Source organism: Streptomyces sp. SM18, assembly GCF_002910775.2.
GTDB lineage: Bacteria > Actinomycetota > Actinomycetes > Streptomycetales > Streptomycetaceae > Streptomyces > Streptomyces halstedii.
Window position 1 is genome coordinate 5,704,057 of sequence record NZ_CP029342.1, and the last position, 25,518, is coordinate 5,729,574.

A 25,518-nucleotide genomic window follows, 5' to 3' on the forward strand; every position below is an offset into this window, starting at 1 on the left:
AGTAATTTTCGTACGCGTTTCTAAAAGGATGGGAGAGCGATGAGTGCGATCGATCCCGCTGTGGCGAGGGAGCGGTCCACGCCGTTACCGGACGCCGGATCAGCAGCGGAACAGGGTATGGGACGGCTACTGCGCCCCTACATCTGGAAATTCGCGGCCGTGGTGGTCCTCCAGGTGGTCGGTGCCGTGGCGGGACTGGCACCGCTGCTGGCGGTGGTCGAGCTGGGGCGGACCCTGCTGGCCTCGGGACCGGTCGATCGCGACCATGTGTGGCTCGTCGTGATCCTGGGGGCCGTCGGTCTCTTCGTCCGGCTGGTGTTCACGGCCGCGTCGTCCGGGATCGGGCACATCGTCGACGGCCAGGTGCAGCTGGCGTTCCGCCGGCAGCTGGCCGCCCGGCTGGGGCGCGTACCGATCGGCTGGTTCTCCCGGCGCCGGACCGGTGAGCTGGCCAAGGTGGTGGGGGAGGACGTGGGCGCCGTGCACCCGTTCATCGCCCACACCCCCGGCGAGCTCGTCTCCGCGTTCGTGGTCCCGCTGGTCTCGCTGGTCTATCTGTTCACCATCGACTGGCGGCTCACGCTGATCACGCTCGTACCCGTGGTGCTGGCCATCGCCCTCGTCCCCCTGATGATGACCCCGACCCGGCTGCGTGAGCAGGAGGAGTTCGACACGGCCATGGGCCGGATCTCCAGCTCCGTGGTCGAGTTCGTGCAGGGCATCGCGGTCGTCAAGGCGTTCGGCAGCTCCGGACGCGCGCACCGCAAGTTCCTCACCGCCACCGACGACTTCGTCGGCACGTTCTACCGCTGGGTGCACGGCATCTCCCGCATCGCCGCCGGGATGCAGCTGGTGCTGTCGCCGCCGTTCGTCCTGCTGGTCGTGCTGATCGGCGGCACCGGCCTGATCACCAACGGCGGTCTGGACCCGGCCGACCTGCTGCCCTTCCTGCTGCTCGGCCTCGGCCTGACCGCCCCGGTGGCGGCCCTGGGCCACGGCTTCGACGAGATGCAGGCCGCCGGGCGCGCCGTCGGCCGGATCCGCGAGGTGCTCGGGGTGGAGTCGCTGCCCGAGCCCGCGCACCCGGGCGTCCCCGAGGGACACCGGGTGGAGCTGAGCGGCGTCCGCTTCGGCTACGAGGAGGACCACGAGGTCCTGCGCGGGATCGACCTGGTCCTGGAGCTGGGCACGGTCACCGCCGTCGTAGGCCCGTCGGGAAGCGGCAAGTCCACGCTCGTCCAACTGCTGCCGCGCTTCTTCGACCCGACCGAGGGCTCGGTGCGCCTGGGCGGCGTCGACCTGCGCGAGCTCGGCAGCAGCGAGCTCTACCGGATGGTCTCCTTCGTCTTCCAGGACGTCCGGCTGCTGCGCGCGTCGATCGCCGACAACATCGCGCTGGCCGTCCCGCACGCCGACCTCGACGACGTGGTGCGGGCCGCCCGGCTGGCGAACATCCACGACCGCATCCTCGAACTGCCGCGCGGCTACGAGTCGGTGGTCGGTGAGGACGCCGGGCTGTCCGGTGGTGAGGCGCAGAGGATCTCCATCGCCCGCGCGCTGCTCGCCGACACCCCCGTCCTCGTGCTCGACGAGGCGACGGCCTTCGCGGACCCGCACACCGAACAGGCGGTCCGCCAGGCCCTGGCGACGCTGGAGGGCGACCGGACCGTCCTGGTCATCGCCCACCGGCTGGAGACGATCAAGGACGCCGACACGGTCGTCATGCTGGAGGACGGGGCGGTCGCCGAGCGCGGTTCTCCCACCGAACTGCTCGCGCAGGACGGGAAGTTCGCCGCGTTCTGGCAAGCCCAGCGATCCGCGGTCGCCGATGAGGCCGAAGCCCGTGGTGGCGTACTGCAAGGAGACGAGCCCCGATGATCCGAATGCTGATGCGCGTGCTGGGACGCGAGTACGCCCAGCCGTTGCGACGCACCGTGGCCCTGATGACGACGACCGCCGTCGCCGAAGGCCTGTCCTACGCCCTGGTGGTGCCCGTCCTACGGGCCCTGTTCGGCGACACACCCGAGGACGCCTGGCCCTGGCTGATCGCCTTCGGGATCGTCATCGCGGTCTACGCGGTCCTGCGGTACGTCAGTGACCTCTCCGGCTTCCACGTCGGGACCGAGCTGCTGCGCGGCATGTACCACCGGCTCGGCGAGCACCTGGGCCGGCTGCCCATCGGCTGGTACAACGCGGGCCGCCTCGGGGAGATCTCCGTCCTGGCCAGCCGGGGCGTCCTCCAGGCCATGAGCGTGATCGCGCACCTGCTGGCGCCGTTCATCTCCGCCTGTGTGACCCCCCTGACGATCGTCGTCGTGATGCTCGTCTTCAACTGGCAGATGGGGCTGGCCGCGCTGGTGGCCGTACCGGTCGTCGCCGCGATCCAGATCTGGACCGGACGCTCCATGGTGGCCGGCGACGAGGAGCGCGCCGAACGCGACGAGCAGGCCACCGGACGGGTCATCGAGTTCCTCCAGGTCCAGCCGGTGCTGCGGGCCGGCGGCCGGACGACCGAGCGGTTCCGGCTGCTCGACGACTCGCTGCGGGACGTGGAGCGCGCCTCCCGCCGTTCCACCTTCTCGGCACTGCCCGGCGCGGTGGGCCTGACCCTCGTGGTGCAGACGATGTTCACCGCCCTGCTGGTCCTGGGCGCCTATCTCGCACTCGACGGGGACGTCGGGGTGGCGGAGATCCTCACCATCCTGGTGCTGGCCGCCCGCTGCGCGGACCCGGTGCTCTCGCTCACGGACATCGGGGGCAAGCTCCGCGGCGCGCGGTCCGTCCTGGCGAAGCTCGACACGGTGCTCCAGACCGAACCGCTGCCGGAGCCCGCAGAACCGCTCCAGCCGGACGGGCACGACCTGGAGTTCGACTCCGTCACCTTCCGGCACGGCGACCGCACGGTGTTCGACCACGCGTCGCTGACCGTGCCGCAGGGACAGCGCCTCGCCGTGGTCGGACCGTCCGGCAGCGGCAAGAGCACCCTCCTGCAACTGCTCGCCCGGTTCTACGACGTGGACGCGGGCGCGGTGCGGGTCGGGGGCGTGGACGTACGCGCCATGGACCCGGAAGAGCTGATGGCGCGGATCGCCATTGTCTTCCAGGACGTCTACCTCTTCGACGGCACCATCGAGGAGAACATCCGCCTCGGCCGTCCCGACGCCGACGAGGCCGATGTCCGGGCGGCGGCCACGGCCGCCCGCCTGGACGAGGTGATCGAGCGGCTCCCTGACGGCTGGGCGGCGAACGTCGGCGAGGGCGGGGCCCTGCTGTCGGGCGGTGAGCGCCAGCGCGTCTCGATCGCGCGGGCCCTGCTGAAGGACGCGCCCATCGTCCTGCTGGACGAGGTGACCTCCGCGCTGGACCCGGTCAACGAAGCGGCCGTCCACGAGGGCATCGAACGCCTGATGGCGGGCCGCACGGTGGTGATGGTCGCGCACCGCATGCGGACCGTCCAGCGCGCCGACCGCGTCATCTTCATCGACGAGGGCCGGATCGTGGAGGAGGGCAGCCACGACGAACTGCTGAGGCAGGGCGGCCGTTACGCCGAGTTCTGGAACATCTCCATGGCCCCGGCAGTGAGGGACTGAGAGCCGAGATGGTGGACGATCCTTCGTCGGCGGGCCGTCGCGCCGGGGCGTTCCGGCGCCACGCGCCCCGGCCGTACGCCCGCGCCCGGGTGGTGCTGTTCCCGCACGGCGGCGGCAGCGCCAGCTACTACCGGACGTGGGCGGCGGCGGCACCGTGGGACATCGAGTTCCTCGCCGTGCAGTACCCGGGACGCGAGGACCGGTACGCCGAACCGGTCCCGGCGGACATCCAGGGGATCGCCGCGGCGCTGGCGGAGGAGCTGCCGGACGACGGACCACCGCTGCCGACCGTCCTGTTCGGTCACAGCATGGGAGCCGTCGTCGCCTACGAGTGCGCCCGCCGGCTCTCCGCGGCGGGCGAACCGCCCCGGCGGCTGGTCGTGTCGGGGCACCCCGCCCCGGTGCTCACCCGGCCGGGCCGGGTCCACCTCGGCACCGACGAGGAGCTGGTCGAGGAGTTGCGGCGCACCGAGGCCACCCACCGCGACATCCTCGACAACGCCGCGCTCGTCCAGGCCTTCCTGCCCGTCATCCGGGGCGACTACCGGTTGAGCGAGACCTACCGGCCCGCGCCCGGCGACCGGCTGAAGACCCCGGTCACGGTGATGTACGGCGACCGTGACCCGGAGATCCACGCGTGGGAGGCCGAGGGCTGGCGTGAAGTGACCGGCGAACCCTGCGAGTTCCGCACCTTCGAGGGCGGTCACTTCTATCTGGACGAGCACCGCGACGCGGTCGTGGAACTCCTCACGGCACGGGCACGCGCGGCCTCCGACGCGTCGGCGGCACCCTGGCTGTCGGCCCCCTGACCGGCCGTACGCGCGGGCCCCGTCCCGCGGCACCGCCCAGCACCCCGGCCCACACCTCGGCCCCGTACCGGTACCACCGGTCCGGGGCCGAGGTGTGTCCGCCCCCGCCCCGGCGTGAGGGGGCGCCGGCCGGGGAAAGGAGCAATTCCCCGCACCCCGTGGGAAATTCACATGGGGAGGGGTGAACTGAACGTTGTGGTGCCCATATCCCGGTCGGTAATCTGCCGATATCTGAATAAGTGGAAGTTTCGCTTTTCCATGTGAACAGACCGGGTGGCGCCACGCGTCGGTCCGACGTCATTTCCTCCGTCCGCCCTGTGCGGCGCGTATCCGTGGGCCGTTGGTGACCGGCGGCTGCCCACCTTCCCAGGACCGGCGGGAACGCACCGCTTTCCGGGGTTCTCGGATCCTTCCGCCCCGCCGTGGATCCGGCTGTTCGAGCAATGTACGGGAACGCAGCGGAAATGGGGTTCTTGCATGTGCGGGATTGCCGGCTGGGTGTCGTTCGACGCCGATCTGACGCGCCGGGGCGATGTGCTCGACGCGATGACCGAGACCATGGCGTGCCGCGGACCGGACGGCCGCGGCACCTACGTACGCACCCATGTCGGCCTGGGGCACCGGCGGCTCGCCGTGATCGACCTGCCCGGCGGGGCACAGCCGATGAGTGTGAGCACCCCGGCCGGCGAGATCGCGATGGTGTACTCCGGCGAGGCCTACAACTTCCAGGAACTGCGTGACCGCCTCACCTCCCTGGGGCACACCTTCCGGACGGACAGCGACACCGAGGTGGTGCTCCACGCCTACCTCCAGTGGGGTGACAGCCTCGTCGACCACCTCGACGGCATGTACGCCTTCGCGATCTGGGACGGGCGGGAACAGAGGCTCCTCCTGGTACGCGACCGCATGGGCATCAAGCCGCTCTTCTACCACCCGACCCCCGACGGCGTCCTGTTCGGCTCCGAACCGAAGGCGATCCTGGCCAACCCCCTGGTGCGCAAGGCCGTGGACACGGACGGGCTGCGCGAGCTGTTCGCGCAGACCAAGACCCCCGGCTGGGCGCTGTGGAAGGGCATGAGCGAGCTGCTGCCGGGTTCGCTGATCAGCGTCGACCGCGACGGCGGCGTCCGCCGGCGGACCTACTGGCGTCTGGGGGCGGCCGAGCACACCGACAGCCGTGAGGACACCGTGGCGCGGGTGCGGGAGATGCTCACCGGGATCGTGGGCCGGCAGCTGATCTCGGACGTGCCGCAGTGCGTCCTGCTCTCCGGCGGGCTGGACTCCAGCGCGATCACCGGGCTCGCGGCGGAGCGGCTGGCGCAGCGGGGCGAACAGGTGCGCACGTTCTCGGTGGACTTCGTCGGCCAGGAGGAGAACTTCGTCCCCGACGCGATCCGCGACACCCCCGACTCGCCGTTCGTCCGTGACGTCGCCGCGCACGTGGGCTCCGCCCATCACGACGTGATGCTGAACCCCGCCGACCTCACCGACCCGGCGGTGCGGCGCGCGACCGTCGCCGCCCGGGACATCCCCAACGGGTTCGGTGACCTCGACAGTTCGCTCTACCTCCTGTTCAAGGCGATCCGCGAACAGTCGACGGTGGCGCTGTCGGGGGAGTCGGCCGACGAGGTGTTCGCCGGCTACCCCTGGTTCCACAACGAGGCGATGCTCCGGGTGGAGACCTTCCCGTGGATGGCGGTCATCCCGCCGCTGAGCCTCGCGGCGCGCTCCGACCACATCGAACCCGGGCTGCGCGCGCGCCTGGACGTGGGGACCTACACCGCCGACCAGTACGCCACGGCGCTCGCCGAGGTCGAGCACCTCGACGGGGAGTCCGGGACGGAGCGGCGCATGCGGTCCATGTGCCATCTGCATCTCACGCGCTTCGTCCGGGCCCTGCTGGACCGCAAGGACCGGCTGTCGATGGCGGTCGGTCTCGAGGTGCGGGTGCCCTTCTGCAACCACGAGCTGGTCGAGTACGTCTACAACACGCCCTGGCCGCTCAAGACGTTCGACGGCCGGGAGAAGAGCCTGCTGCGTCAGGCGGCGGCCCACACCCTGCCGCGGTCGGTGGTCGAACGGGTGAAGAGCCCGTACCCGTCCCCGCAGAACCCCCAGTACGCGGCGATGCTCCAGCAGCAGGTGAAGGAGCTGGTGGCGGCCCCGGACGCGGATGTGTTCGCCCTGGTCGACCGGGTCTGGGCGCAGCAGGTCGTGGGACAGGACCCGGCGCGGATGACGGTGGCCGTGCGGGCTGGCCTGGAGCGGGTGCTCGACCTGCACACCTGGCTGGAGCTGCACTCGCCCGAACTGCTGCTGGACTGACGGGCCGTCAGTACATGGCCAAGGGGGGCGAGTTCTCATCAGACGAAGGAGCGGGGCGTGGCGGAGCCGGTGTGGATCGTAGGGGTGGGGATGACGCCGTTCGGCCGTCACACCGGCCGGGGGGTGCGTGACCTCACGGCCGAGGCGGTCTCGGAGGCGCTGGCCGACGCGGGGCTGGAACGGGGTGACATCGGGGCGGCGTTCTTCGGCAACACCACCCAGGGGGCGCTCGAAGGGCAGCTGATGGTGGGCGGCCAGATCGCGCTGCGGGCCATGGGGTTCGAGCGGATCCCGGTCTTCAACGTCGAGAACGCCTGCGCCACGGGGGCCACCGCCCTGCATCTGGCGGTCAGTCAGGTACGGGCCGGGGCGGCCGACATCGCGCTGGCCGTCGGCGTGGAGAAGATGAACGTGGCCGACCGCGACCGGGCCATGGCGGTGTTCGAGGGCGCCTACGACGTGTCGGACCCGGACGGGCTGTCCGCGACGCTGACCGCGCTGGGCGGCGAGGTGGACGACTCCGACGCCGGCCGGCGCAGCGTCTTCATGGACATCTACGCGGCCCTGGCACGGGCGCACATGAACACCTTCGGCACCACCCAGCGGCAGATCGCGGCGGTCGCGGAGAAGAACCACCGGCACGCCACGCACAACGACAAGGCGCACCACCGCACCCCGCTGACCGTCGAGGAGATCCTCGCCGCCCGCCCGCTGGCCTTTCCGCTCACGGTGCCGATGTGCGCGCCGATCACGGACGGGGCGGCCGCCGTCGTGGTGTGCGGACAGCGCGGGTTGCGCCGGCTGGCCGGAGCCGACCGGCACGTGCGCGTCCTGGCCTGTGTGGTCGGCACCGGGGTGGAACGCCCGCTGGACGCGACGGACCGGCACATCACCCGCTTGCTGGCCGAGCGGGCGTACGAGGAGGCCGGTGTGGGGCCGCAGGACGTGGACGTGGCGGAACTGCACGACGCGACGGCGTTCGCGGAGATCCAGCTGACCGAACTGCTCGGGCTGTGTGAGCCCGGCGCCGGTGGCGAGGCCGCCGAGCGGGGCGTCACGACGCTGGGAGGGCGCCTTCCGGTCAATCCGTCCGGGGGGCTGGAGTCGAAGGGGCATCCGCTCGGCGCGACCGGGCTGGCCCAGGTGTACGAGCTGGTTCAACAGCTCCGAGGTGAGGGGGGTGTCCGGCAGGTGGACAGAGCACGGATCGGAATCGCGGAGAATGGCGGAGGGTTCCACTCCGGCGAGGAGGCGGTCTCCGCCATCACGGTGGTGGGGGTCTGATGGCGATCATAGATTTCTTCGACCGCGGCTGGCGGCTCGGCCCGAGCGCCACCGCCTATGTGGGCGAGGACCGGAGCTGGACGTTCGACGAGGCGCGGAAGCTCTCGTGCCAGATCGCCCACGGGCTGCGGGCGGAGGGACTGGACCGGGACACCAAGGCAGGGGTGCTGTCCCCGAACGACCCGCGGGCCTGGATCTGTGTGCTCGGCATCTGGCGGGCCGGGCTGGCCTGGGTGCCGCTCAACCCCACCGTCCCCGCCGCCGACCTCCAGGTCATCCTCGACCGGTTCGACTGCGAGGTGCTGTTCTACCACCGGTCGACGGCCACCACCGTGGCCAAGCTGGCGCCGATGCTGCCGAAGGTCAAGCACTACATCTGCCTCGACGAGGACCCGGCGGCGGACGACGTCCCCTCGCTGGCCGACTGGACGGCCGGGCACCCCGACACGCCGCCCGAGGTGCGGTACGAGATGGACGACGTGGCGGCCATCGCGTCCACCGGCGGGACGACCGGGCTGCCGAAGGGCGTGATGAACACCCACCGGTCCTTCTCGGTGGTCGTGGCGCAGTTCCTGCTGAACGTGCAGTACCGCGCCGACGAGCCGGTCGTCGACCTGGCCGCGCTGCCGATGACCCACGCGGCCGGGGTGTTCAGCCTCGCCGCCACGGCCCGTGGCGGCACGGTGGTCGTCCTGCCCCGGGCCGAACCGGGCGCCATCCTCGACGCGATCGAGCGGTACCGCGTCACCGAGGTGTTCCTGGCACCCACCGTCGCCTACCGGGTGATGGAGACCCCCGGGATCGAGGAGCGGGACTTCTCCTCCGTGCGCTATCTGATCTACGGCGCGGCGCCCATGTCCACGGACAAACTCCGCCGGGCCATCGAGCTGTTCGGCCCGATCCTGACGGAGGCCTACGGTCTGGCGGAGGCGTTCGCCGGCATCTCCTTCATGCGCCCCGAGGAACACCTCGTGGACGGCCGCACGGCCCCCGACTCCCGGCTGGCGTCGTGCGGCCGCCCCAACCCGCTGATCAACCTGGAGATACGCGACGACGACGGCCGGCCGGTGCCGACGGGGCAGACCGGGGAGATCTGCGTCCAGGGCGACATCCTGATGAAGGGCTACTACAAGGAGCCCGACAAGACCGCCGAGTCCCTCATCGACGGGTGGCTGCACACGGGTGACGTCGGCCATCTCGACCAGGACGGCTACCTGTTCATCACCGACCGCAAGAAGGACATGATCATCTCCGGCGGGATGAACGTCTTCCCCAGCGAGGTCGAGCAGGTGATCTGGAGCCACCCGGCCGTCCAGGACTGCGCGGTGATCGGGGTGCCCCACGACGACTGGGGCGAGGCGGTCACCGCGGTCGTCGAGCTCAACCCCGGGGCCCAGGTGGACGGCAGCGAGCTGATCGCGCTGTGCAAGGACCGGCTGGGCAGTGTCCGCGCCCCCAAGCGGGTGGACTTCGTGGACTCGCTGCCCCGCAGCGGCAACGGCAAGGTCCTCAAGCGGGCGGTCCGCGAGCGGTACTGGACGGCCGGCGCACGGCAGATCTGAGCGGCCGGGCTCCCCGGTCCGGCCGGTTTTCACCGGGCGGACCGGGGCGCGGGACGACGGGAACACGGCGGCGCCGGTCCGGGGAGCGGGACTCCCCGGACCGGCGCCGCCGTGTTCCCGGGCTCGTACGGGCCGGGGAGGAACCGCCACCGCCGACGCCGGGACGAATCCCCGCGTCGGCGGTGTGCGTACGGTGCCGGCCCTCAGACCCGTCGTGCGGTGGTCGCGGCGGGCAGCTCGCCGTTCTCGTAGCGCCGCTTGCACGCCCGGCGCTGCACCTTCCCGCTGGAGGTCTTCGGCAGCGCCCCGCGCCGCACGACGAGGACGTCGTCCGGGGTGATCCGGTGCCCCTCCCGCACGGCGTCGTGCACCCGCTGCCGTACGGCCTCGGCGCCCAGGGAGTTGAGCAGCCGGCCGTCGGCCTCGACGACCACCACGAGCCGTTCGCGCTCACCGTCGTCGCAGGAGAAGGCGGCCGCGCAGTTCGGGTGCAGCCCCTCCACCGCGGCCTCGGCGGACAGTTCGAGGTCCTGCGGGTAGAGGTTGCGGCCCTTGCGGATGATGACGTCCTTCAGGCGCCCGGTGACGTACAGCTCCCCCTCGTGCAGGAAGCCGAGGTCGCCGGTGCGCAGATGGGTGGCACCGGAGTCCTCCGGGCCCGCGAGCCGCGCCCGGAAGGTCTCCTCGGTCTCCGCCGCGCGCCCCAGGTAACCGCCCGCCACGCAGGGACCGTCCACCCAGATCTCGCCGACCCGCCCGTCCGGCAGGGCCCGCCGGGAGCCGGGGTCCACGATCCGTACCTGGGTGCGGCCGACCGTACCGCCGCTGCTCACGAGCGGCACCGCCCCGTCCGTGTGCTCGCCGGCCGGCAGCGCGGTCCCGTCGCGCAGGGCCTCCGCGGACAGCCACCGGACGGTGGGCTCCCGGTCGTTGGCGGCGCCGGTGGCCTTGAGGGTGTTCTCCGCCAGGCCGTAGCCGGGGCACATGGCGCGCGGGTCGAAACCGTGCGGAGCGAAGGCGTCGATGAAGGACCGCATGCTGGACCAGCGCACGGGCTCGGCGCCGTTGGCCGCCAGCCGCCAGCGGGACAGGTCGCCCACGGAGCCCGTCCTGCCCGCCGCGGCGGCCCGCGCGCACAGCTCGTACGCGAAGCTCGGCGCCGCGGCGTGCGTGCCGCCGAACCGGGCGAGGGCCTCCAGCCAGCGGGCCGGGCGGCGGATGAACGCGTCCGGGGACATCAGGTAGGAGGGGATGCCCGCCCACAGCGGCAGGACGATGCCCATCAGCATGCCCATGTCGTGGAAGAGCGGCAGCCAGTTCACCACCGTGCCGCCCGGCTGGCACGGCCACGACTCGTCCGTCTCGACCACGTTGGCCAGGAAGTTGGCGTGACTGACCATGACGCCCTTGGGGTCCCCGGTGGAGCCCGAGGTGTACTGGAGCAGCGCGGTGTCCTCGGGGCCGGGCGGGGCGGGCGCCACGGCGTCAGGGTCGTGCGGCAGGGCGTCGGTGGCCAGCAGGGTGAGCCCGGCCAGCGCGGGCAGGTCGCCGAAGCGCTCCTGGAGGTCGCGGATGACCTCGGTGGTGGTCAGGACGGTCGTGGTGCCGGCGTCGTCGGCGATCCGGCGCAGCCGCTCGGCCTCCGCGCGGCGCCGGGGCGCCTGCACGGGGGCGCTGGCCACCCGTCCGTACATGCAGCCCAGCAGGGTCCGTATGAACTCCAGGCCCGTGGGGTACAGCAGCACCGCGCTGCGGCCGGAGAGGCCCGCCGCCCCGAAGGCGGCCGCGCGGAGTTCCGCGGCCTCGTGGAGTTCGCGGTAGGTGAGCGTCTCGTGCGGCTCCTCGCCGTCACGGAGGAAGACGTAGGCGGTCTCGTCGGGCTGCTTCTCGTTGTGCAGCCGGAGGGCGTCGGGAAGGGTCCGCACGTCCACGGTCGGATACGGTCCGGTGGTACTCACGGTTCAGATCTCCTTGTCGGCCGGTCGTCGTGCGGCACGGGGCGGGCGGCGAAGGGCCGGGGCGGTGTGCCGCCGGTCCGGCGCCGGAGGGCCGGCGGCCGGGTCCCGGCGCCGTCCTCGTCCCTGTCCGGCGCGCGGGTACGCGCGCCGCCCGTGCGCGTGTCTGTCCGTCGGGCGGGGGATGTCGGGAGGGTCCACGACGGGCGGCGCTGCCGGTCGTGGACGTCGGGAGGACCTCGGAGCCGGTCGTGGGACCGGAGGCCGGGAAGGGGTCGGTGAACGCGGTGCGCCCCGGACCGGAACACGGTCCGGGGACGGGGCCCGTCCGGGCTCCGGGGGCACGGGTGGCCCCCGGGCACCGGGCGACGGGAGCCGCGGGTGCGCGAGGTGGCCGGGGGGACGCCGGGCGGTGCCGGCCTGTCGCGGGGCCGGCGACCACTCACCCGGCCCCGCCGGAGCCGGGGCGGGACACCGTCACCGCCCCGGGGGAAGGACCGGCTACCGGCCGTCGGCGGGCGCGTTGACGCGGACGGCCATGTTCCCGGAGGGATGCACGTTGTCGTGCATCATCTGGTGCACCTTCCCGATGTCCGCGAAGTCGCCCGTGTAGTTGAGACAGGGATCGACGTCCCCCTTCGCGACGAGCTGGGTGAGCTCATGGCACTGGCGGAGGTTGAATCCGTGCGAGCCCTGGAGCCGCTTCTGGCGCATCCACAGGAACCGGAGGTCCACGTCGCCGTGGTAGCCGGTCGTGCCTCCGCAGATCACGACCATTCCGGCGTTGTCGCACAGGTAGATCGAGGTGGGGAGGGTGTTCTGTCCGACGTGCTCGAAGACGATCTTGGGGGCCCGGCGCTCTCCGAGCTTCTCCCAGAACTGCTTACCGAACCGCTTGACCTCGTGCAGCCACTGCCCGAACGCCTGGGGGTCGCCGATGTCCGGAAGCCGGCCCCAGTGCGTGAACTCGTTGCGGTCGATCACGCCGTGGGCGCCCAGCTTCAGGCAGTAGTCGGCGCGTTCGTCGCTCGACGCCACCGCGATGGGCACACCGCCGAAGACCTTGGCGATCTGGATGGCCATGGAGCCCAGCCCGCCGGAACCGCCCCAGATCAGGATCGGGTCACCGGGCCGGACGACGTTGGGCTGCCACCCGGTCAGCTGCCGGTAGGCGGTCGCGCCGGACAGGATGTACGCCGCCGCCTCCTCCCAGGACAGCCGCTCGGGCTTCGGCACGCACTGGAAGTCCTTCACCACGGTGAACTGGGCGAAGGAGCCGTAGTTGGTCTCGTACCCCCAGGCCAGCGTTGAGTCCGAGGCCGTGGGGTCCACCCCCAGCCGGATGTCCTGCGCGGTCTCGTCCCACACCCCCGGCGACACCACCACGTGCTGGCCGACCTTGACGTTGTGCACGCCGTCGCCGACCGCCCAGACGATTCCCGAGCAGTCGGACCCCCCGATGTGGAAGTCCTCCTTCTCGCCCCGGCGCTGCCGGGCCCCGATGACGTCCACCGGCTGACCCAGCGCGGCCCAGACGTTGTTGTAGTTGATCCCCGCGGCCATCACGTAGATGAGCACCTGTCCCCGGCCGACCGGGGGCACGTCGACGACCTCCTCCTGGAAGGCCTGGGCGGGCGGGCCGAACCGTTCGCGCCGGATGAGCGACGCGTGCATCTTGGCCGGCACCACCCCGGTGGGCGGCATCTCGCCGAGTTCGTACAGTTCTTTCACTTCGAAATTCCTCACATTCCCGGAAGTGCGGACGCGGGTGTCCGAACCGAACATTGCGTGGGCCGCCGGCGTTACGTGGCCGTCGGCACCGAGGCCAGCGTCCGTTCCACCGCCTCCAGCACGTCGCGCAGCGCCGCCGAGGCCGCGGGCACGACACCGGCCATGAGGAGGTAGCCGTGCACCAGGCCCGGCGCCGGAACGTGTCGCACCGAGACCCCGGCGGCGGCCAGGCGGGACGCCAGGTCCACGCCCTCGTCGCGCAGCCCGTCGAACTCGGCGGTCCCGACGACGGTCGGCGGCAGCCCGCGGTGGTCGGCGTTGAGCAGGTCGATCGCCGGATGGGTGCGGTGCGCCGGATCGGGCACGTACTGCTCGTAGTACCAGCGCAGATCGTCGGCCTCCGCCAGATAGCCCGTCCCGTACGCGCGGACGGACTCCGACGCCATGGTGGGATCGGCGGGCGGGTACACCAGGAGCTGGGCGGCGAACCCGGGCTCGCCCCGGTCGCGCCGGTGCATCGAGATCCCCAGGGCGAGCCCCGCCCCGGCGCTGTCACCGGCGATCACGTGGTCGCGGCCGGGGAACGCGGCGGCCGCCCAGTCGGCGGCGGCGATCCCGTCCTGGAGCGGTACGGGAAAGGGGTGTTCGGGCGCGCGCCGGTAGTCGACGGAGACCACGACCGCGTCGAGGGCGCCCGCGACACGGCGGCACACCGGGTCGTGGGTGTCCACGTCGCCGGCCATCCAGCCGCCGCCGTGCAGATAGGTCACCAGACGGCCCCGGTCGGTCACCGGCAGGTAGGTGCGGACACGGAACGAGCCGCCCTGGCCGTCGATCATCCGGTCCGTCACCTCGGCGACCGGTTCCGGCGCGGTACCACGCGAGTGGGCCGCGCTGTCGGTGTAACGGCGGCGTACCTCCGCGGGCGTGAGCGTGCGCGCCGGCGCCGGCCGATCGACAGCCTGCCATTGGATCAAGGCGTGGATGAAACGGTCGATGGGCACGAGATCTCCTCGGTTCGGCCGGCGGAGGACGCGGCGGTGGGTGCCACACGCCCGGTGGCGCGGGCGGACGCCGCGGTGCGGTCGCGCGGGTGGCGTGGCCGCACCGGGGCTCAGGACCGGGGCCGGCGGGGCCGGGAGCCCGGGGTGCCGGCGCTCCCCGGTCCGCCCCGCCTCGGGGACGACGTCACCACTCGACGAGCGTCAGCCCGACCGAGACCCCGCCCCCCAGACCGACCAGCAGGATCTTGTCGCCCCGGGACAGCGCCCCGGCGCCGGCGGCGTGGTCCAGGGTCAGCGCGATCGAGGCGGACCCCGTGTTGCCGTACTCGCCCACCGTGCGGTGCACCGTCGCGGCGGGCAGGTCCAGACGCGCGGCCAAGTCGTCGAGCATGACGCCGTTGGGCTGGTGCGGCACCACGTGCGCGATCTCTGACGGGAGCACCGCGCTGTCGTGGAGGAACTGCTTCACCAGCCCCGGCACGATGGTGTTGGACAGTTCACGCGCGGTGCGTCCGTCCATCGCGAAGTAGTGCAGACCGGCGTCGTGGATCGCCGGGTCGTACGGCTTCCGGCTGCCGCCCGCGGGCACCTGGATGAGGTCGGAGAACTCGCTGTAGAAGTGGAACGCGGAGGTCAGGACGGAGCCGCCGGAACGGCTCGGCCCGACGACCGCCGCACCGGCGCCGTCGCCGAACAGGACGGCGGACTTCGGGTCGGCGGGGTTGAGGATGCGCGAGTACACGTCGGCGCCGATGACCAGGCCGTACCCGCCGTTCCTGGCGACCAGCGCGGAGACCACGTCGAGCGCGTACACGAACCCGGCGCAGACGGCGTTCACGTCGAACGCCGCCACCCCGGATCCGGGCCCGCCCAGGTTGCGGTGCACGAAGGCCGCCGTCGCCGGCTGCTGCTGGTCCGGCGTGGAGGTCGCGACGACGATGGTGGACAACTGGTCCACCGTGATCCCGGCGGACTCCAGCGCCCTGCGGGCGGCGCCGGTGGCGATGTCCGAGGTGGCCTGGTGCGGTTCGGCCCAGCGGCGCTCGCGGATGCCCGTCTTCCGCAGGATCCACTCGGCGTCCACACCGGCGGGCGCACCGACCTCGTCGTTGGACACCACGCGGTCCGGGGCACAGGACCCGGTGCCCAGGATCGCGACGGAGCCCGCGGGAGCGCTCATCGGCGGCCTCATTCCGTGACGTCGGCCGGCAGGGCGAAGTCCGTGGTGGCCTCGGGCCACTCCGGGACCGACTCGATCTCCAGCACGGCGGCGGTCAGCGAGTATCCGCCGCCGGCGCTGACCAGGAGGACGTGGTCGCCCTGGCTGAGCTGCTTCTTCTCCACCAGACGGGCCACACCGGCGATCAGGTCGCCCGCGCCCATGTGCCCGGTGTAGCGGCCCCAGTCCATCAGCGTGCGCTCGCTCGTGATGCCCAGCGGCTTGAGGAACTGGACCGCCATCAGGCCGTGGCCCATGTTCGGCATGAGTATCTTGGCGAAGTCGTCGATCTGGTGGCCGGTCTTCTTGAGCACCGAGCGGACGAGCGTGACGAGCGCGTCCTCGCAGCGCCGCAGCACCGACTCCTTCCCGACCTCCTCCAGGTACGACTTCTTGGGCGCCCGCAGATCGTGGGCGACCTCGCCGTACGCCGAGGTGAACGGCTCGGAACCGCGCCACAGCGGTTCCAGGGAGGCGTCCGTGAGCGAGTCCACGGCCACGACACGGGCGAAGCCGCTCTGCGTGGAGAGCACCATGGCCGTGGCCCCGTCGCCGCCGACGATGCCGTACGCGCCCCGCCACCGGTTGAGGGTGGGCGCGGCGAAGCGGTCGGCGGTGGTGACCATGGCGCTGGACCCCCGGCCCGCTTCGAGCATGGCCACCGCCATGTCGAGCGCCACCATGCCGCCGTTCGAGCACTGCTCCACGTTCACGGAGGTGGCGTCGGTGATGGCCAGCGCGCGCTGGATGTAGGGCGCCGAGGTCCAGCCCCAGTCGCGGCCCTGGTGGTAGAGCGAGGCGTGCACGATGAGGTCGACCTGGCCGCCGACCACGTCCACGGCACGGTCGAGGGCGCGGCGCCCGGCGATCACCGCCATGTCCGGAACCGAGATCTCGTCCGAGGCGACCGGCAGGCAGAGGATGTTGTTGGTCGTGAAATCTTCGGCGACGTACCGGCCGTCGGCCACCGCCTCCTTGGCCGATTCCGCGGGCGGGATCCAGGCCGCGGCCGACGTAATGTAGACAGGGGTGCTCATTCTCTACTTCCTCCGAGTTCGATTCCCGTCGGACAGGCAGTTCTCACACACCGAATTGCCGGGCCGATCGGTTGGTGCGGCAGCGCGTAAGGGGTGGCCGGGGCCCCTGGGGCACCCGTCACGGGAGCGCTCGACGATGCGGGCCGTCAGGCCGCGGACATGACGTGTGACGCTGTCGAGGCTTTCGCTGACGGAACCCGTCCGTTTACGCCGCAGCCTCGCCCGACGAGTTCGCCCACCCCTCCAATGAGCGTTTCATCGGAATGCGGTCCACGCTACCAGCGCCCACCCTGGTCATTGAAATATGAATTTCTCACGACTTGTGGTTAATACCGCACGGGCCATGAGGAGTTCGGGGACGGCGGGGTCTTCTCCCGGGCGCCGGTGAGGCGTTGGGCGCGTCGGTTCGCGGGGCTCCGGGGCGCGGGTTCCGGGCCGCCCGTCCGTGTACGGACCAGGTGGCCGCCACCGGGGGGCCGTGCGCGCGAAGAGCGGACGATCCCGTGCGAAGCCGCGGACGTTCGGTGGGCGGCCGCGGACGGTCTCGCGCACGGTCGCGGACGATCCGTGCGCGGTCCTCGAACGGTCCTACCCCGCAGACGCGTTCTCACGCGGCGGGACGGGGTTCGCGCCGATCCCCGGAACTCGGAACCCGGCGGACGTGTTCGCGGTACAGTAATTTTCGTACGCGTTTCCAAATCGTTTCCACAACGATGGGAGAGCGATGAGCGCGATCGATCCCGCTGGGGTGAGGGAGCGGTCCACGCCGGTGCCGGACGCCGGTCCGGCGGGGGAGCGGTGGGCGAACCCTCCGGCCCGGAGACGGCTCCTCGCCCCCCGGCCTCCCGGGCGGCGCCTCGCTCGTACCGCCGTCCGCGCACGCCGCCGGGGGCGAGGGCCGGCCGAGCGCGGCCGGCCACCCTTCGCCCCGGCCGACGGCCCCTCGGGCCGGTAGCCGTCCCCGGCCGCGCACCGGTACGCGCTCCGCGGCCGACGGAACCGCTCCCGGACTCCGTGGCCAGGGCCGGGGTGACGCCAGGGACCGGGACGCGCCCGGAGGCGGCGCCCGGCCGCCCGCCGTACGCCGTGGGTGGCCCCACGAGCCCCTCGGAGCCGTCGAGTTCGCCGCTCCGGTCGCCGCCCGCCCTCCCGGCGCGACCGGTGCGGGGCGGTCCTCGGCACGCGCGCACTCCGGCGGGACCACCGGGCCGCCCGGTGGTCCCGCCGAAAGGCGCGCGCGCCGGCCGCCGGATCGCAGTGACGTGCCGTCACCCTCCCGCCCCGGTCCGGGAGGGCGACGGCACGCGGCGCGTCCGCGCCCGCCGCTCGACGTGGCCGGCCGGCCGGGGGACGCCCGGTGCGCCGCGTGCCGTCCGCGTCGGAGTCACCGGACCGGCCGGGGGCCCGCACAGCAGGTCCGGGGCGCCGGGCCGGGCGCGCACACGGGCAACTCCCGTGACCGGTCATGATCACGCCGAATTCCCGAAGATCGACACAACGACGGCGCCCGACCGGAAAGATGCGGTTGACCCCGCTCCGTAGACCACCTCCCGACGAACTGAGGAATGGATGTCACAGAAGCGCACGTCGAGACGCTCGTCCGGGCCGGTGGACCCGCAGGTCCTCATGGGCAGCCCGGAAGCACTCCGCAGGCAGCTGTCCGAACTCCTCGGTACGGAGCTCGGGGTCGGGCACCAGGACGCCAACCTGTTCGAACTGGGCCTCCAGTCACTTCAGTTGATGCAATTCGTCAACCGGCTCAACCGGGCGGGTGTGCGCGCCGACTTCTCACTGATGGCCCAGGACGCCCGCCTGTCACGCTGGTACGAACTGCTCGGCGGCGAACTCGGGGAGACGGACGGCGGGGACGGCCCCGCACCACCGCCCGCCGCACCCCGCGTCGACGGCCGGGACCCCTTCCCCCTGACACCCGTTCAGCAGGCCTACTGGATCGGTCGGCAGGACGGCAGGCCGCTCGGCGGTGTCGGCTGCCACGCCTACCTGGAGTTCGACGCGCCGCACGTCGACGCCGACCGGCTGGAGACCGCCGTACGCGCCCTGATGCGGCGTCACCCGATGCTGCGCGCCCTCTTTCTGGACGACGCGACCCAACGCGTGCTCGACACCTCGCCCTGGCCGGGTCTCACCGTCCACCGCCACGAGGACCCGGCCGACGCCGCCCGCGCGCTGGACACCGTACGCGAGACGCTGTCCCACCGGCGCCCGGACGTGGCCCGGGGCGACGTGATGGACGTCCAGCTGAGCCACCTCCCCGGCGGCGGACACCGCATCCACCTGGACGTGGACCTGCTGGCCGCCGACGTCCACAGCGTCCGGGTGATCCTGGCCGACCTGGCCGCGCTCTACGAAGACCCCCACGCGCCCGGCGAGCCGGTCTACGGCTTCGCGCAGTACCTGGCGGACCGCTCGGCGGCCGGCCACGACACCGGGGCCGGACGCGCGAAGGAGTACTGGGCCAAGCGCCTGCCCGGACTGCCCGGCGGCCCCGCGCTGCCGCTCCAGGCCGACCCCGGCGAGGTCGCCGTCACCCGCTTCGTACGCCGCACCCGCGTACTGACCCCGCAGCGGTGGGCGGTGCTGCGGCGCCGGGCGTCCGAGCACGGCCTCACCCCGTCCGTGGTGGTCGCCACCGCCTTCGCCGAGGTCCTCGCACGGTGGAGCGGCGAGCGGCACTTCCTGCTCAACCTCCCCCTGTTCGACCGCGACCACGACGCGCACCCGGACGTCGGGGGCGTCGTCGCCGACTTCACCAGCCTGATCCTGCTGGAGGTGGACCTCACCCGGGGCACCGGCTTCGCCGAGCGGGCCAGGGCCCTCCAGGAGCGCCTGCACGAGGACGTCGGTCACGCCGCGTACTCCGGTGTGGACGTGCTGCGCGACTTCATCAGGGCCGACGTCGAGGCCCCCCGCACCGCCCCGGTGGTCTTCGCCTGCAACGTGGACGCGCCGCTGGTCCCCGACGCCTTCGCGGAGCTCTTCGGCGACGTGACCTGGATGGTGTCCCAGACCCCGCAGGTCTGGCTGGACTGCCAGGTCTACCGCACCCGGGACGACGGCCTGCTGCTGGCCTGGGACGCGGTGGACGAGCTGTTCCCGCCGGGGATGCTCGACACGATGCTCGACGCCTGCGCCGCCCTGCTGGGGGAGCTGACGGTGACGGACTGGGGCGGCGCGCCGGAACTCCGGCTCCCCGCCGCCCAGCGCCGCCGCCGTGACGAGGTGAACCGTGTGCCCCGCACGCACAGCGGACGGCTGCTGCACGAGGCGTTCTTCGCCCGCGCCCGCGAGCGGGCCGACGCGCCGGCCCTGCTCTGGGGCGACGGAGGCGACGGCGGCCCCGGCGGCGACGGGCCGCGCTGCGGCACGGGCGACGGCCCCGGCGGCACGCTCACCCACGGAGAGCTCGCGGACCGCGCCCTGCGCATCGCCGGGAGCCTGGCGCGGCGCGGGGTCTGCCGGGGCGCCCCGGTCGTCGTCACCGCCCCCAAGGGCCCCGACCAGATAGCCGCGGTGCTCGGCGTGCTGGCCGCCGGAGGCACCTACGTCCCCATCGGTGTCGACCAGCCCGCCGAGCGCCGCGAGCGGATGCTCGCCCTGAGCGGCGCCCGGCTGGTCCTCGACGGCAGCCAGAGCCGGCCGCCGGACCGGCCCGGCACCGAAGTCCTCCCGCTGGAACAGGCGTTGCTCGCGGCCCCGCTCACCGCACCGACGCGCGCCGACCCCGAGGACACCGCGTACGTCATCTTCACCTCCGGGTCCACCGGCACACCCAACGGCGTGGAAATCAGCCACCGGGCCGCCGTCAACACCGTCGAGGACGTCAACGACCGCTTCGGCGTCACCGCCGACGACCGGGTCCTCGCGGTGTCCGCCCTGGACTTCGACCTGTCGGTCTGGGACGTCTTCGGCCTCCTGGGCGCGGGCGGCGCCCTCGTCCTGGTGGCGGAGTCCGACCGCCGCGACGCACAGCGGTGGCTGAGCCTGTGCCGCCGCCACGGGGTGACCGTGTGGAACTCCGTACCCGCGCTGATGGACATGCTCCTGACCGCCGCCGACCAGGCCCCGCTGCCCGGATCCCTGCGCCTGGCCCTGCTCTCCGGCGACTGGATCGGCCTCGATCTGCCGGGCGCCCTGCACGACGCCACCGACGGGCGGTGCGCGCTGGTGGGCCTGGGCGGGGCCACCGAGGCGGCGATCTGGTCGAATTACCACGAGGTCGGGGCGGTACCGGCCCACTGGCGCTCCATTCCTTACGGCACCCCGCTGGGCAACCAGCGCTTCCGGGTGGTCGACGCCCAGGGCCGGGACTGTCCCGACTGGGTGCCCGGTGAGCTGCGGATCGGCGGTGACGGTCTCGCGCGCGGCTACCGGGGCGATCCCGCGCTGACCGCCGAACGCTTCGTGTCCGACCGGGGCGAACGCTGGTACCGGACCGGTGACGTGGCCCGCTACTGGCCCGACGGGTCCCTGGAGTTCCTGGGCCGGGCCGACCAGCAGGTGAAGATCAACGGCTTCCGCGTCGAACTGGGCGAGATCGAGACCGCCCTCCAGGGCCACCCCTGCGTGGCTCACGCCGTCACCGTGGCGCTCGGTGAGCGGCGCGACGAACTGGTGACGGCCGTCGTCGAGCGGCGCGCACCGGCCCCCGCCCCCGGCGGCGCCGCCGCCCTCCCGCGCCCGTCGCACGGCGCGGTGGACCAGGAGCACGCGCTGACCGAGACGCTGCTGGCCGCCGTCCTGGACGGGCTCTGCGTCCCCTCGGCGGACGGGGCGATGTGGCCGCCGCCGATCCCCGAGGAGCAGAAGGCCCGGCTCGACGGATGGACGGAGTACCTGGTGGGGCGCGAGGTCCTGGCGGGCTCCGCGCGCCCCCTGGTGCCCGGCCCCCGCTGGAACCAGGTGCGGGATCCCCGGCGCCCGGCGTTCCTGCGGGAGCGGACCGCCGGTACCCCCCTGGAGCGGGTGGCGGACGCCTGGGCGCGCGCCGTGCCCCTGCTGACCGCCGTGGTCAAGGGGGAGGCCGGGACGGAGGCGCTCTTCGAGGATCCCGCCCTCTCACCGGAGGGGCTCGGCGATCTGCTGCCCGGCGTCCGCGCCTGCCTCGCCGACATCGCCCGGGAGCTGTCGGGACCGGCACGGGACGGCACGGGCCCGCTCACCGTCGCCGAATGGGGCGCCATGGGCGGCAGGAACGCCGACCGGCTCTTCGAGGACCTCGACCCGGACAGCGTGATCTACACCCTGCTCGCCCCGTCGGCCGCCGAACTGGCCTCAGCCGAGGCCCGGTTGGCGACCTCGCGGCACACCGTGCGGATGGCCCTGCGGGACGCGTCGGCCGTCCCCGAGGCGTATCTGCACCGCTTCGACGCGGTGGTGGTCAACGACGCGCTCAGCAGCATGCCGGACCCGGACACCGCCGTCGCGGCCATGGCCCTGCTCGGCACCGCCGGCGGCCGGCTCTGGCTGCTGGCCCGGACCGAGCCGTCACCGCTCGCGCTGCCCGGCACCACACCGACCCACGGCACCTGCCCCTTCGACGCCGGACAGTGGCTGCGGGCCCTGGCGTACGAGGGCTTCGCCGACGCCCGGGTGACCCGCGTGGAGCCGGACCAGGTGGTGCTGATCACCGCCCGCTACCCGCCGAAGGCACCCGGCCTCGACCCCGTGGCGCTGCGGGCCTGGCTCGCGGACCACCTGCCCGCGCACATGATCCCCGGCATGCTCGTGGCCCTGCCCGCCCTGCCGCTCAGCGGCAACGGCAAGGTGGACCACCGCCGCGTCAGGGAGGTCCTCTCGGGCTGCGCCGTCCGGCCCCCGGAGAGCGCCGAACCGCCCCGGGGCGAGGTGGAGGAGACCCTGGCCGGACTGTGGACCGAGGTCCTCGGCGGCCACGACGTCTCACGCGACGCCAACTTCTTCCTGATGGGCGGCGACAGCATGCTGGCCACCCAGCTGGTGACCGGCGTCCGGCGGCGGCTGGGGGTCGAACTGCCCATGCGGGCCGTGCTCAGGGCGCCGACCGTCGCCGGAATGGGCGCCCTGGTCGCCGAGTTGCGCGGGCAGGCGGCCGCGGTGCCGCGCGGCACCCGCGCGGGCGCGTACGACGTCCACGGGCACGACGCCTACGACGAAGGGGAGCTGTGAGCACCGAAGCGTCCGCCGGTACGGGGTGGCCTGCCCGCCCCCTCGGCGGCCCGGCCGTCCCCGCGCTGAGCGGCGGACCGGCCCCGCGACCCACCCCGTGATCCCCCGGACAGAGAACAGGACGGAACGTATCCATGCGAGAAGGCTGTGTGCCGTGGCCCGCCTCAACCGCCGCCACCTACCGTGCCCAGGGGTACTGGAACGACGACGTGCTGGGCCGGCGGTACACGTCCGAGCCCGGCCGTGAGACGCGTACCGCCGTGATCACCCCCACCCGGCGGCTGACCTACGGGCAGGTGGACCGGGCCGCCGACCGGCTCGCCGCCGGACTGAGGGCCCGGGGCCTGGACGCCGGTGACCGTGTCGTGGTGCACCTGCCCAACGACGTGGAGACGGTGGTGCTGTGCGTCGCCCTCTTCCGGCTGGGGGCGCTCCCGGTCTTCGCGCTCCCCGCGCACCGCACCTCGGAGATCACCCATCTGGTGAACACCGCGGAGGCGGTCGCCTACGTCTGCGCGGACCGGGTCCTCGACTGCGACTACCGCGTCATCGCCCAGGAGGTGCGGGAGCGCACCGGCTCCCTCCGTGAGATCTACGTCGTCGGCGACGCGGGCCCCTTCACCGCGCTGGCCGAGGTGGACGCGGACCCGGTGGAGCTGCCCGCGCCCCGGCCCGAGGACGTGGCGCTGTTCCTGCTCTCCGGAGGCACGTCCGGACCGCCCAAGCTCATCCCGCGTACGCACGCCGACTACGGCTACCAACTGCGGGAGTCCGCGCGGCTGTGCGGATTCGGCCCCGGCACCCGCTATCTGTGCGCCCTGCCGCTCGGACACAACTTCGCGCTGGCCTGCCCGGGAGTGCTCGGCACGCTCCAGGCGGGCGGCACCGCGGTCCTGGCCCCGGCCCCGACACCGGAGTCGTGCTTCCCGCTCGTGGAGAGCGCGGGCGTGACGGCCACGTCGCTGGTCCCGCCCCTGGTGCCGCTCTGGCTGGACGCCGCCGAGTGGACCGAACACGACCTCGGCTCCCTGGAACTCCTCCAGGTCGGCGGCTCCCGGCTCGACCCGGCCACCGCCCGCGAGGTGCCCGAGGGCCTGGGCTGCACGTTGCAGCAGGTGTACGGGATGGCGGAGGGCCTGCTGAACTTCACGCGCCTGGACGACCCCGAGGACGTCGTCTTCCACACGCAGGGCCGTCCGCTCTCCCCGGCGGACGAGATACGGGTGATCCGCGAGGACGGGCGGGAGGCCGGGCCGGGCGAGGAGGGCGAGCTGTTCACCCGGGGCCCGTACACGCTGCGCGGCTACTACCGGGCCGAGGAGCGCAACCTCGTCCAGTTCACCGAGGAGGGCTACTACCGCACCGGTGACGTGGTGAAGCGGACCGCCGGGGGCGACTTCGAGGTGGTGGGCCGCACCAACGACGTGGTCAACCGGGGCGGTGAGAAGGTGCCCGCCCAGGAGGTGGAGGAGCACCTGCTGGCCGATCCGCGCATCCGGCAGGCCGCGGTGGTGGCGCTGCCGCACCCGCACATGGGGGAGCAGACCTGTGCCTGCGTGGTCGCGCGGGACGAGGACCGGCCGCCCGTCCTGCGTGAGGTGCAGGCCGCTCTGCGGGGGCGCGGCATCGCCGCCTACAAGCTGCCGGACCGGCTCGTCGTCCTGCCCGGCCTGCCGGTGACCGGGGTGGGGAAGGTCGACAAGAAGGCGCTCAGGGCCCGCCTGGGCGGCTGAGCGCACCGCCCCCGCGCGGCCGTCGGCGCCCGGCCGGTACCCCGGTTGCCGACGTCTGCGGGCGCCGGGCACCCCGGGATCAGCGGGCGGCCCGCAGGAGCCCGTCCACGACGGCTTCGAGCCCCCGCCGGTGGTTGTCGGCGGTGGCCAACTCCGTCCACCTGCCGCCCAGACGGGCCAGCTGGGGGTACTCCCCGGCGGTCAGCACGCGCATGCTCCGCTCCCGCTGGGGCGGGCCCCCGCCCTCGCTCCGGGCGCGCTCGCGGTTGAAGCGCACGGTCAGCTCACCGATGGTGTAGTACCAGATGACCCGGTAGGCGTACACGGCGTCCTCATGCGTCAGGCCGCAGCCGACCGCCGCGTCGATCATGCTCTCCACGAGCCACATCGCGGAGACGCTCACGAAGCCGTCGGACGCCAGGACTTCGACGATCCACGGGCAGTCCGCCAGGATGTCGTGGAGGACCTGGGCGCTCGCCAGCAGACGCTCACGCGGCTCCTCGGGCAGCTCGGGCCGGGGGAAGGCCTCGGCGTGCGCGTCCAGCAGGAGCAGCAACAGCTCCTCCTTGTCCCGCACATGGTGGTAGAGGGCCATCGGTGTGCTGGACAGCTCCTTGGCCAGCCGCCGCATGGAGAGGTTCCCGGCCCCCTCCTCCCGGAGAACGCCCTGTGCGGCGGTGAGGATCGTCTGCCGCGACAGGCGGCCCACCCGGCCGGGCCCGGCCGGCTGTTGCTTCTGGTCCCGCATGCGTCCAGCTTTCTCCGTTCCAGGCCCGACCGGGCCCACGCACCACCGACCGAGGGCGTTCGCCGGGCCGTACGGCGGGGCGGAAGCGGGTGCGGGAGCGCCGGGAGGGCTCCATGGCACACGACCGTAGTCTCCGCCGGGGCGTTTGACGCCGCCGAGGAGGCACCTGCGTGGCCGGAGGCGGCGCGGGGCCGAGCGCCGGACCCGTGGCGGGGCCGGATGGTGACGGTCCGGCAGCGAACGTTCGCACAGCGCTTCGAGACCAGGCCGCCCTTCGCACACCGCTTCGAGGTCGAGGCGGCCGTCCGTGGTGCGCTCCGGGGCCCGCGCGGCGTCGGGTACCGGCCCCGGCGGCC

The 25,518-nt window shown here is 73.0% G+C and carries 14 protein-coding genes; 8 read left to right on the plus strand and 6 right to left on the minus strand.

Features of this window, described 5'->3' with window-relative positions:
• Positions 1-39 precede the first annotated feature (39 nt).
• From B9S64_RS25655 to B9S64_RS25680, 6 genes are all read left to right on the plus strand, one after another.
• Positions 40-1,878, plus strand: coding sequence for an ABC transporter ATP-binding protein (locus B9S64_RS25655; RefSeq protein ID WP_103493800.1), 1,839 nt, complete (start codon positions 40-42; stop codon positions 1,876-1,878).
• Entirely contained in the window at positions 1,875-3,590 is a 1,716-nt protein-coding gene (locus B9S64_RS25660) for an ABC transporter ATP-binding protein (protein ID WP_103493799.1), read from the plus strand. The genes B9S64_RS25655 and B9S64_RS25660 overlap by 4 nt, the downstream gene beginning before the upstream one ends.
• Before the next feature lie 8 nt (positions 3,591-3,598).
• Positions 3,599-4,399, plus strand: coding sequence for a thioesterase II family protein (locus tag B9S64_RS25665; protein WP_181012466.1), 801 nt, complete (start codon positions 3,599-3,601; stop codon positions 4,397-4,399).
• A 477-nt stretch (positions 4,400-4,876) separates the two neighbouring features.
• Positions 4,877-6,724: an asparagine synthase (glutamine-hydrolyzing) gene (gene asnB / locus B9S64_RS25670; RefSeq protein WP_103493798.1), complete on the plus strand. Its 1,848-nt coding sequence runs from the start codon at positions 4,877-4,879 to the stop codon at positions 6,722-6,724.
• 57 nt (positions 6,725-6,781) lie between these two features.
• Positions 6,782-8,008, plus strand: a complete 1,227-nt coding sequence (locus tag B9S64_RS25675; RefSeq protein WP_103493797.1) for a thiolase family protein — start codon at positions 6,782-6,784, stop codon at positions 8,006-8,008.
• The gene (locus B9S64_RS25680) at positions 8,008-9,570 is read left to right on the plus strand and encodes a class I adenylate-forming enzyme family protein (protein ID WP_103493796.1); all 1,563 of its coding nucleotides are present in this window, start codon (positions 8,008-8,010) and stop codon (positions 9,568-9,570) included. The genes B9S64_RS25675 and B9S64_RS25680 overlap by 1 nt, the downstream gene beginning before the upstream one ends.
• Positions 9,571-9,773: 203 nt before the next feature.
• Here B9S64_RS25680 and B9S64_RS25685 read toward each other — a convergent pair whose 3' ends face one another.
• From B9S64_RS25685 to B9S64_RS25705, 5 genes are all read right to left on the minus strand, one after another.
• Positions 9,774-11,528: a fatty acyl-AMP ligase gene (locus B9S64_RS25685; protein WP_103493795.1), complete on the minus strand. Its 1,755-nt coding sequence runs from the start codon at positions 11,526-11,528 to the stop codon at positions 9,774-9,776.
• A 498-nt stretch (positions 11,529-12,026) separates the two neighbouring features.
• Positions 12,027-13,229: a crotonyl-CoA carboxylase/reductase gene (gene ccrA, locus B9S64_RS25690; RefSeq protein ID WP_228872478.1), complete on the minus strand. Its 1,203-nt coding sequence runs from the start codon at positions 13,227-13,229 to the stop codon at positions 12,027-12,029.
• 98 nt (positions 13,230-13,327) lie between these two features.
• On the minus strand, positions 13,328-14,260 hold the full coding sequence (locus B9S64_RS25695; RefSeq protein ID WP_103488514.1) for an alpha/beta hydrolase: 933 nt from the start codon (positions 14,258-14,260) through the stop codon (positions 13,328-13,330).
• Between the two features lie 184 nt (positions 14,261-14,444).
• Positions 14,445-15,440, minus strand: a complete 996-nt coding sequence (locus B9S64_RS25700; RefSeq protein WP_181012101.1) for a 3-oxoacyl-ACP synthase III family protein — start codon at positions 15,438-15,440, stop codon at positions 14,445-14,447.
• Between the two features lie 8 nt (positions 15,441-15,448).
• A complete protein-coding gene (locus B9S64_RS25705; RefSeq protein ID WP_051422277.1) occupies positions 15,449-16,516 on the minus strand; it encodes a ketoacyl-ACP synthase III family protein in 1,068 nt (355 codons plus the stop codon).
• A 1,569-nt stretch (positions 16,517-18,085) separates the two neighbouring features.
• Here B9S64_RS25705 and B9S64_RS25710 point away from each other — a divergent pair.
• Positions 18,086-22,681, plus strand: coding sequence for a non-ribosomal peptide synthetase (locus B9S64_RS25710; RefSeq protein WP_258317579.1), 4,596 nt, complete (start codon positions 18,086-18,088; stop codon positions 22,679-22,681).
• Between the two features lie 134 nt (positions 22,682-22,815).
• A complete protein-coding gene (locus tag B9S64_RS25715) occupies positions 22,816-24,414 on the plus strand; it encodes a (2,3-dihydroxybenzoyl)adenylate synthase (protein ID WP_103489124.1) in 1,599 nt (532 codons plus the stop codon).
• Positions 24,415-24,493: 79 nt separating this feature from the next.
• On the opposite strand, the gene B9S64_RS25720 is transcribed toward B9S64_RS25715, so the two are convergent.
• Positions 24,494-25,162, minus strand: a complete 669-nt coding sequence (locus B9S64_RS25720; protein ID WP_103489125.1) for a TetR/AcrR family transcriptional regulator — start codon at positions 25,160-25,162, stop codon at positions 24,494-24,496.
• Positions 25,163-25,518 lie beyond the last annotated feature (356 nt).